General features: G+C 72.8%; 6 protein-coding genes. 1 reads left to right on the forward strand and 5 read right to left on the reverse strand.

Annotated elements, in window-relative coordinates:
- Window positions 1-140 precede the first annotated feature (140 nt).
- Genes egtD through ABZ128_RS17280 form a run of 4 tightly spaced genes read right to left on the reverse strand, consistent with a single transcriptional unit; the run spans window position 141 to window position 4,673 of the window.
- A complete protein-coding gene (gene egtD, locus ABZ128_RS17265; RefSeq protein ID WP_356849196.1) occupies window positions 141-1,157 on the reverse strand; it encodes an L-histidine N(alpha)-methyltransferase in 1,017 nt (338 codons plus the stop codon).
- Window positions 1,154-1,912, reverse strand: coding sequence for an ergothioneine biosynthesis protein EgtC (egtC, locus tag ABZ128_RS17270; protein ID WP_356849198.1), 759 nt, complete (start codon window positions 1,910-1,912; stop codon window positions 1,154-1,156). The genes egtD and egtC overlap by 4 nt, the downstream gene beginning before the upstream one ends.
- Entirely contained in the window at window positions 1,912-3,234 is a 1,323-nt protein-coding gene (gene egtB / locus ABZ128_RS17275; protein ID WP_356849199.1) for an ergothioneine biosynthesis protein EgtB, read from the reverse strand. The genes egtC and egtB overlap by 1 nt, the downstream gene beginning before the upstream one ends.
- Entirely contained in the window at window positions 3,231-4,673 is a 1,443-nt protein-coding gene (locus tag ABZ128_RS17280) for a glutamate-cysteine ligase family protein (protein WP_356849200.1), read from the reverse strand. The genes egtB and ABZ128_RS17280 overlap by 4 nt, the downstream gene beginning before the upstream one ends.
- Window positions 4,674-4,805: 132 nt before the next feature.
- On the opposite strand from ABZ128_RS17280, the gene ABZ128_RS17285 reads away from it, so the two are divergent.
- Window positions 4,806-5,645 carry a TIGR02452 family protein gene (locus tag ABZ128_RS17285; protein ID WP_356849202.1) on the forward strand — a complete coding sequence of 280 codons (840 nt, stop codon included), beginning with the start codon at window positions 4,806-4,808 and terminating at the stop codon, window positions 5,643-5,645.
- 69 nt (window positions 5,646-5,714) lie between these two features.
- Here the strand turns inward: ABZ128_RS17285 and ABZ128_RS17290 are convergent, their stop codons facing one another.
- Entirely contained in the window at window positions 5,715-6,185 is a 471-nt protein-coding gene (locus tag ABZ128_RS17290) for a type II toxin-antitoxin system PemK/MazF family toxin (RefSeq protein ID WP_356849203.1), read from the reverse strand.
- Window positions 6,186-7,469: the final 1,284 nt, after the last annotated feature.

Here is a 7,469-nt window from a genome sequence, read left to right on the forward strand (position 1 = left end):
GTCTCCTTCGTCGGGGACGACCCGCTGACCGCCTCCCTGTGGCGCATCGCCCGCGCCCGCGGCGTACGCGCCGAAGTACGGCTGCTGCCGCGGATCCCGCCGGGCCGCCACCCGGACCGGCGGGAACTCGCGGCCGCGGCTCAGGCGGCCGTCTCCGCCTCCGGCCCCCTCCCCGAACCCGCCGCCGGCTCCGCGCCGTCGGCCACCGACAGCGACACGGCGAAACGGCCCGCCGCATCCGTCCACCAGTGGGTCAACTCCAGCCCGGCGGCCGACAGCTCCCTGCGCACGCCCTCCTGACGGAACTTCGCGGACACCTCCGTCAGGATCTCCTCACCCGCCGCGAACGGCACCAGCAGATCCAGGGCCCGGACCTTCACCACCAGCTCGGACCGGGCCCGCAGACGCATCTCGATCCACTCCTGCTCCCGGTTCCACACCGCGACGTGCGAGAAGTCCTCGACGTGGAAATCCGCGCCCAGCTCACGGTCGATGACCGACAGGACGTTCTTGTTGAACTCCGCCGTCACCCCCTGCGCATCGTCGTACGCCGCCACCAGCACGTCCTCGTCCTTGACCAGGTCCGTCCCCATCAGCAAGGCGTCCCCGGGCGAGAGCATCGCCCGGACCGACGCCAGGAACACGGCCCGCTCCGGCGGCAGGAGATTGCCGACCGTCCCCCCGAGGAACACCACCAGCCGCGGCCCGGGGCTCGGCGGAAGATGCAGCGGCTTCGTGAAGTCCGCCAGCAGCGCGTGCACCCGCAGCCCCGGATGCTCCGCCAGCAGCGTCTGCGCCGCCCCCGACAGGGCGCTCTCGCTCACGTCCACCGGGATGTACGTGTCCAGGGCGGGCATCGCCTCGATCAGGTGCCGGGTCTTCTCCGAGGACCCGGAGCCCAGCTCCACCAAGGTGCGGGCCCCGCTCACCGCGGCGATCTCCTGGGCCCGCGCCAACAGGATCTCCCGCTCCGCCCGCGTCGGGTAGTACTCGGGCAACCGGGTGATCTCCTCGAACAGTTCACTGCCGCGGGCGTCGTAGAACCACTTGGGCGGCAGCACCTTGGGGGAGTGCGTCAGCCCGTGCAGGACGTCGGCGCGCAGCGCCCTGTCGGCGGCGTGCTCGTCGAGCGTGCGGGTCAGCTGGAAGTCACTCACTGGAAGGTCTCCTTGAGCGGGGTCAGGTCGACCCGTGTGCGGTCGGCGGTCAGCAGGGTCCGGTCGGGCACCTCACACCAGCGGGGATCGTCGTCGTAGGGCTCCGACGCCACGACCGTGCGCCTGCCCGGGGCGTCGACCAGGTACCAGAGCGAATCGCCCCAGGCCGTCGCCGCGATGCCCGCGCCGTCGGTCAGCAGCAGGTTCAGCCGGGAACCGGGCGCGGCCCCGGAGAGCTCCCGCACGGGCTCGGCGAGCGCCGTGCCGAGATCGTCCCCCCGGCGCAGCCGGTGCAGCACCAGCGCCCAGATCAGCGCCGAGTCCGTCGTCGCCGTCAGCGACAGCAACTCCTCGGCAGGCAGCGCGGCAGCGAGCCCGGCCACCGCCCGCGGCCAGTCCCGCACCGCTCCGTTGTGGCTGAACAGCCACGGCCCCGCCGCGAATGGGGCCGCCGCGGCCTCCCCGTCCGCCGTGAACAGCGTGGCATCCCGTACGGCAGCCAGTGCGGCCGAACTGCGCACCACCCGGACCAGATCGGCGAAGTTCAAGTCCCCCCAGATCGGCCCGGGCCGCCGGTAGCGGGCCGGGACCGGATCGCCCTCGGCGTACCAGCCGACACCGAAGCCGTCCGCGTTGACGGTTCCGTGCCGCTGCCGGCGAGGCTCCCAGGCCTGCCGGACGATCGAGTGCTCCGGTTCGATCAGCAGTCGCCCCAGCGGTACCTCAGGCCCTATGTAGGCCAGGTGACGGCACATCAGAGGTCCCTCGCGGTCCGGAAGCCGGAGAAGATCTGCCGGCGCACCGGCAGGTCCCAGTTGCGGAAGGTGCCCCGGCAGGCCACCGGATCCACCGCGAACGAACCGCCGCGCAGCACCTTGTGCTCCGGGCCGAAGAACACCTCGGAGTACTCGCGGTACGGGAAGGCCCGGAAGCCGGGATACGGCAGGAAATCGGAGGCCGTCCACTCCCACACGTCGCCGATCAGCTGCCGCACCCCCAGCGGGGAGGCCCCGGCCGGGTAGCTGCCCGCCGCAGCCGGGCGCAGATGGCGCTGGCCCAGGTTGGCGTGGACCGGGGTCGGGTCGGCATCACCCCACGGGTAGCGGGTCGAGCGGCCGGTGGCCGGATCGAAGCGGGCGGCCTTCTCCCACTCCGCCTCCGTGGGCAGCCTGCGCCCGGCCCAGCGGGCGTACGCGTCGGCCTCGTACCAGCTGACGTGCAGAACCGGTTCCTCATCGGGCACCGGCTCGGTCACCCCGAAGCGGCGGCGCAGCCACTGGCCCGCCTCCCGGCGCCAGAACAGCGGCGCCTCGATCCCGTGCCGGTGGATCTGCTCCCAGCCCTCGGGAGCCCACCAGCGCTCGTCGCGGTAGCCGCCGTCCGCGATGAACGCCTGGTAGGCGGCATTGGTCACCGGAACCGTGTCGATCCAGAACGCAGCGGTGTCCCGGGTGTGCGCGGGCCGCTCGTTGTCCAGCGACCACGGCTCGGCGGAGGTACCCATCGTGAACGGGCCTCCCGGCACGAGGACTTCGGACACCGCGGGCCCCGGGCCGGCCGGCGGCTCCGGATCGGGGGCGGTCAGCACCGGAGCACCGCGCCTCAGCTGATGGGTGATCAGCATCGTCTCGTCGTGCTGCTGCTCGTGCTGCGCGATCATCCCGAACGCGAACGCCGAGTCGAGCAGCGCCGTACCCTCCAACGGAGTGCGTTCCAGCAGGTCGAAGACCCGGCCGCGCACCTCGGCGGTGTACCGGCGGGCCTCCACCGGACCCAGCAGCGGCAGCTTCGGCCGCTCGGAGCGGGGATGCTCGAACGCATCGTAGAGCGGGTCGATCTCGGGCCGCATGGACGCGCGGCCGGCGACCTTCCGAAGGAGCCAGAGCTCCTCCATGTTCCCGATGTGCGCGAGGTCCCACACCAACGGGGACATCAGCGGGGAGTGCTGGGCGGTCAGGTCCTCGTCGGTCACCGCGTCGGTGAGCGCGGCCGTACGGGCGCGGGCCGCGGTCAGCGCCGCGAGCGCCCGCTCCCGCAGGTCCTGCGGCGACCGGCCGGGACGAAGGGAGGTGGTCACGGGCGTACCCCCGTTCCGGTCAGCTGCCGGTCGAGGTCATCGGCCGGACAGCGGCCCCGCAGGACGAACCGCTCGGTGAACGTCCCGACCACGTCCTGCACGTGCCTGCTCGCCCCCAGCCGGGGCAGCGCCGTCGCGGCGGCCCGGAAACAGGCGGCGGCGGCCGAACGCAGCGCCGGATCGGCCAGGCCGTGCCGGGCGGCCGACAGCCAGAGGGGATTGCGCGGCGCGGGCTGCGAACCGTACGTGTCCGCCAGCGACTTGGCCACGCGGTAGGCCGTCTCGGCGGCCTCCGGGTCGTCGAACAGCGCGTGCACCACGGCCACCGGGACGAGCCAGCCGTCGTCGCCGGGCTGCGCGTCGATCATCCGCAGCTCCAGGTGGCCACGTGGACGCACCGGCGGGAAGAGGGTGGTCAGGTGGTACTCCAGGTCCTCGACGGTCGGCGGCCGCAGGCCACCGCCCGCCTGCCCGCGGCCGGCCCGCCCGCCGCCGACTTGCCCGCTGCCGGCCCGCCCGCGTACGGGGTCCGGCGCGGACGAGAACGGCCCGTCGGCGCCGTCGCCGCCGTCGTCGCCGAGGCGCAGCCAGTCGCGGAAGGTCAGCCCCCGGGGGACCCGCCACGGCCCGCCGTCGGGCGACCGTACGCACATCACCTCCGTGTCCAGCGCCTGCCGGGCCCACCCGGCCCGGGGCACCGCCTCCAGCGGAGGGGCCAGCGCGCGCATGCGGTCGAGATCACCCCAGATGCCCTGGCGGGCACACCGCCATCCGGCGTACGGGCCCTCGTGGGCCGGGGAGTTGGCGAACGCGGCCACGAGAACGGCGCCCAGCAGGTGCGCCAGCCGCCAGCGCCGCCCGTACCCGAGCGGGCCCGGCTCCTCGTACCCGGCGTCCACGCAGACCTGCACGGAGGCGGAGGAGCACATCATGGCGCGCCCGGCGGGGCCGATCCGGTCGAAGTAGGTCTCCATCGCGTCGTAGCGCGGGCTGCTCAGCAGCCGGCGCAGCGGCCGGCGCGGGTCCTGGCCGAGCCCCCGCAGGACCAGCCCCTGCGCGCGCAGGGCGGCCCGTACGGCGGTGAGGTCGGCCTGCAGTCCGTCCACGCAGCCGGAGAGCGAGGAGGCGGGCGCGGAGCTGAGCTCCAGCTGCCCGCCCGGCTCGATGCTGAGCCGGGAGCACAGCGGCAGGGCGGCGGCCGCGTCGTGCGCGGCGGTCAACCGCTCGGCGGCCAGGGGCGCCCCCGGCCGCTCGGCGTCCAGTACGAACCATTCGAGCTCGGCACCCAGGACGCGGGGCGGGCCGGTCTTGAAACAGATGCCGTGGACCAGGTCCTCGGCGGCCGCCTCGGTGATCCTGCGCGAGGCATCCGGGGCGGGCGGGGTCGGCGGGGCTTGAGGGGCGGGTGGGGCCTGCGGAGCGGATGAGTCCTGTGGCATGGCCGGGTCTCCTGCCGTCGATGATGACTTGACCATGCCTACCCGTCCTCGCCGGGTGCTCAAAGACCGTGATCGAGCCCCTGTACGGAAAATGTCTGGCCCCCACCGATCCGTGCTGCCGATGATGGCCAGGTGAGCAGCAGATTGCGCGAGATCGCGCGGGAGAACGCGACGATCATGGCGACCGGCGGATACCGGACGCGGTCGGGACGGCACATCTCCCTCGCCGCCGCCCTGGCGGAAGCCAAGGCCGGAACCAGGATATATGGGCCAAACCAGGTCATTCCAGACGAAAGCACCCCCGTGGGGGCCGGGCGGACCACCGTCGAGGTCACCGCCGAGAGCAGCACGATCGCAGCGCGTAGGCTCACCGCCGATGGCCGGAAACCGACCTCGGTGGCGGTGCTGAACTTCGCCTCGGCCAGAAATCCCGGGGGCGGCTACGTCCGCGGGGCCAAGGCCCAGGAGGAGGCGCTGTGCCGCGCCTCGGCGCTGTACGAGACCCTGCTGCAGGCTCCCGAGTACTACGAGGTCCACCGCGCAGGACGCAGCACTTTCTACACCGACCGGGTGATTCACTCGCCCGGCGTGCCCGTCTTCCGCGATGACCGGGGTGAGCTGCTGGAGGAGCCGTTCCGCGTCGGCTTCCTCACCTCTCCGGCCCCGAACGCGGGCACCATCCGCCGCCAGGAGCCGGAGCGCGCCGCCGAGATCCCGGCGGCCCTCGCCCGGCGCGCGGAACGCGTCCTGGAGACGGCCGCCCTGCACGGCTACTCGCGTCTGGTGCTCGGGGCCTGGGGCTGCGGGGTGTTCCGCAACGACCCCACCGAGGTCGCGGAGGCCTTCCGGGCACTGCTGGCCGGGCGCTTCAGCGGGGTCTTCGAGCACGTGGTGTTCGCGGTGCTCGACCGCAACCCGGGGACCCGGGAGGCGTTCGAGGGGGTGTTCGGGGGAGGGGGTGGGGAGGGGTGAGTGGGGGTGGGGTGGTGTGGGTGAGTGGGTGGGGGTGGTGGGGGCTTGAGAGGGCGTTCTTTCGATCCGCTACTGCCAGCCGTAGCGCTCCTGCAGCCTCTTCACCACCAGCTGGAAGCGCCCCCGGTCCAGCGCGCACGCCTCGCGCCGCATGCCCGCCTCGTGCACGCGCAGCACCCGGTCCACGTCCACCCATGACTCCCGCCCGGCGCTGTCCCAGGGACCGGTCCCGATCGGCACCCATTCGCGGTCGTTGTCGTGCCGCTTGCTGGACAGCTGCACGGCCAGCAGCGTGTGCCCGCCCGGCTCCCGCGCGACGACCAGCACCGGCCGGTCCTTGCCGCGGCCGTCGTTCTCCTCGTACGGAACCCACGTCCACACGATCTCGCCGGGATCGGGATCGCCGTCGGGGTCCGGGGCGTACGAGGTCTCCACCGGCCCGATGGCGTGCGGATCGGCCTCGATGGTGGCGGTGACCCCGTACCGGCCGGGCTGCTCGATGTGGTCCTTGGCGTTGCCGCGGTGTGAAAGTGCCGTCATTGGGTGGACCCTACTGGGTCTTGTGGCTTCGGTGGCGGGGCCCGGCGGGCGGGGGCGGTAGGCGGGGCGGGGGCTTCGGGGGGCGGGATGCCCGCACCCGGCGTCGGAGGAGGTTCGGGGGCGTCCCGTCAGTCCACTGTCCTTCCGTGTCGTGCCGGGCCGTCAAGGGCGCTCTCTTCGTTCGCGTCGCTTCGCGATGGCCTTCGGCCACCCTTGACCGCCCGCCCCGCCCCGGAAAGACAACAGACTGCCGGGAAGCCCCCGAGGAATGGCCGGGGGGACAGATGGACATACGGGCCCATCAGCGATGCCCGGGCCGTCTCCCGCCGCCCGTTCCCCGTCCGGGGCCGATAGGCCCCTCTTCCGAGCCCAGCCCAGGTCAAGCCGCAGCCGAGACCAATGAGATGACCATCCGGCGCCGGGGGAGACCACCATCGCCCCAGATCGCTACGCGCTCCTCCCGGCATAGCGTCTGCGGCCCGTCTGGGGTTGCTCATAGGCGCGACAGATCGCTACACAGCCGATCCCGGCATGGCGTCCCCGGCCCGTCCGGGGTTGAGGGGACGAGACGACAGGCTCTTCAGCAGAGCAGCCAGGGAAGCGGGGGCCAGGGCAGCAAGGGCAACGAAGCCCCTCACGGGCCGCCCACTGACCGCACTCTGGGCCGAACCAAGCAACCTTCGGGGCCCTTCGGGCCCCCTCGGGTCCTCAACAGGGCCCTCAGTGCGCATCTGAGAGTGGGCAGAGGCCCGGAAGGAGCCGGATGCCAGACTTTTCGTCATCACGCGCAGTCAAAGGCCCACTCGCCGCCCAACGACCGCCAAACCGGGACAAACCATCCGCCGGCGCATGACTGGCCTCATGACTGCTACCCATGGCGGCCACCCCAGCCCCAGACGGGCCGCGGACGCCAAGCCGAGACCGGCTGTGTAGCGATCTGTCGCGCCTATGAGCAACCCCGGACGGCCGCCAGCCGCTATGCCGGGAGGAGCGCGTAGCGATCTGGGGCGCTGGTGGCCCCGATCCGCCCCGGATGGTCATCTCATTGGTCTCGGCTGCGGCTTGACCCGGCCGGGGCCCGGAAAAGGGGCATATCGGCCCCGAATGGGGAACGGGCGACGGGAAACGGCCCCTGCATCGCTGACGGCCCATATGTCCATCTGTCCCCCGGCCATCCTTCGGGGGCTTCCCGGCAGTCTGTTGTCTTTCCGGGGCGGGCCGGGCGGTCAAGGGTGGCCGAAGGCCATCGCGAAGCGACGCGAACGAAGAGAGCGCCCTTGACGG

It is taken from the genome of Streptomyces sp. NPDC006326, from assembly GCF_040612915.1.
In the GTDB taxonomy this organism is placed as follows: Bacteria; Actinomycetota; Actinomycetes; order Streptomycetales; family Streptomycetaceae; genus Streptomyces.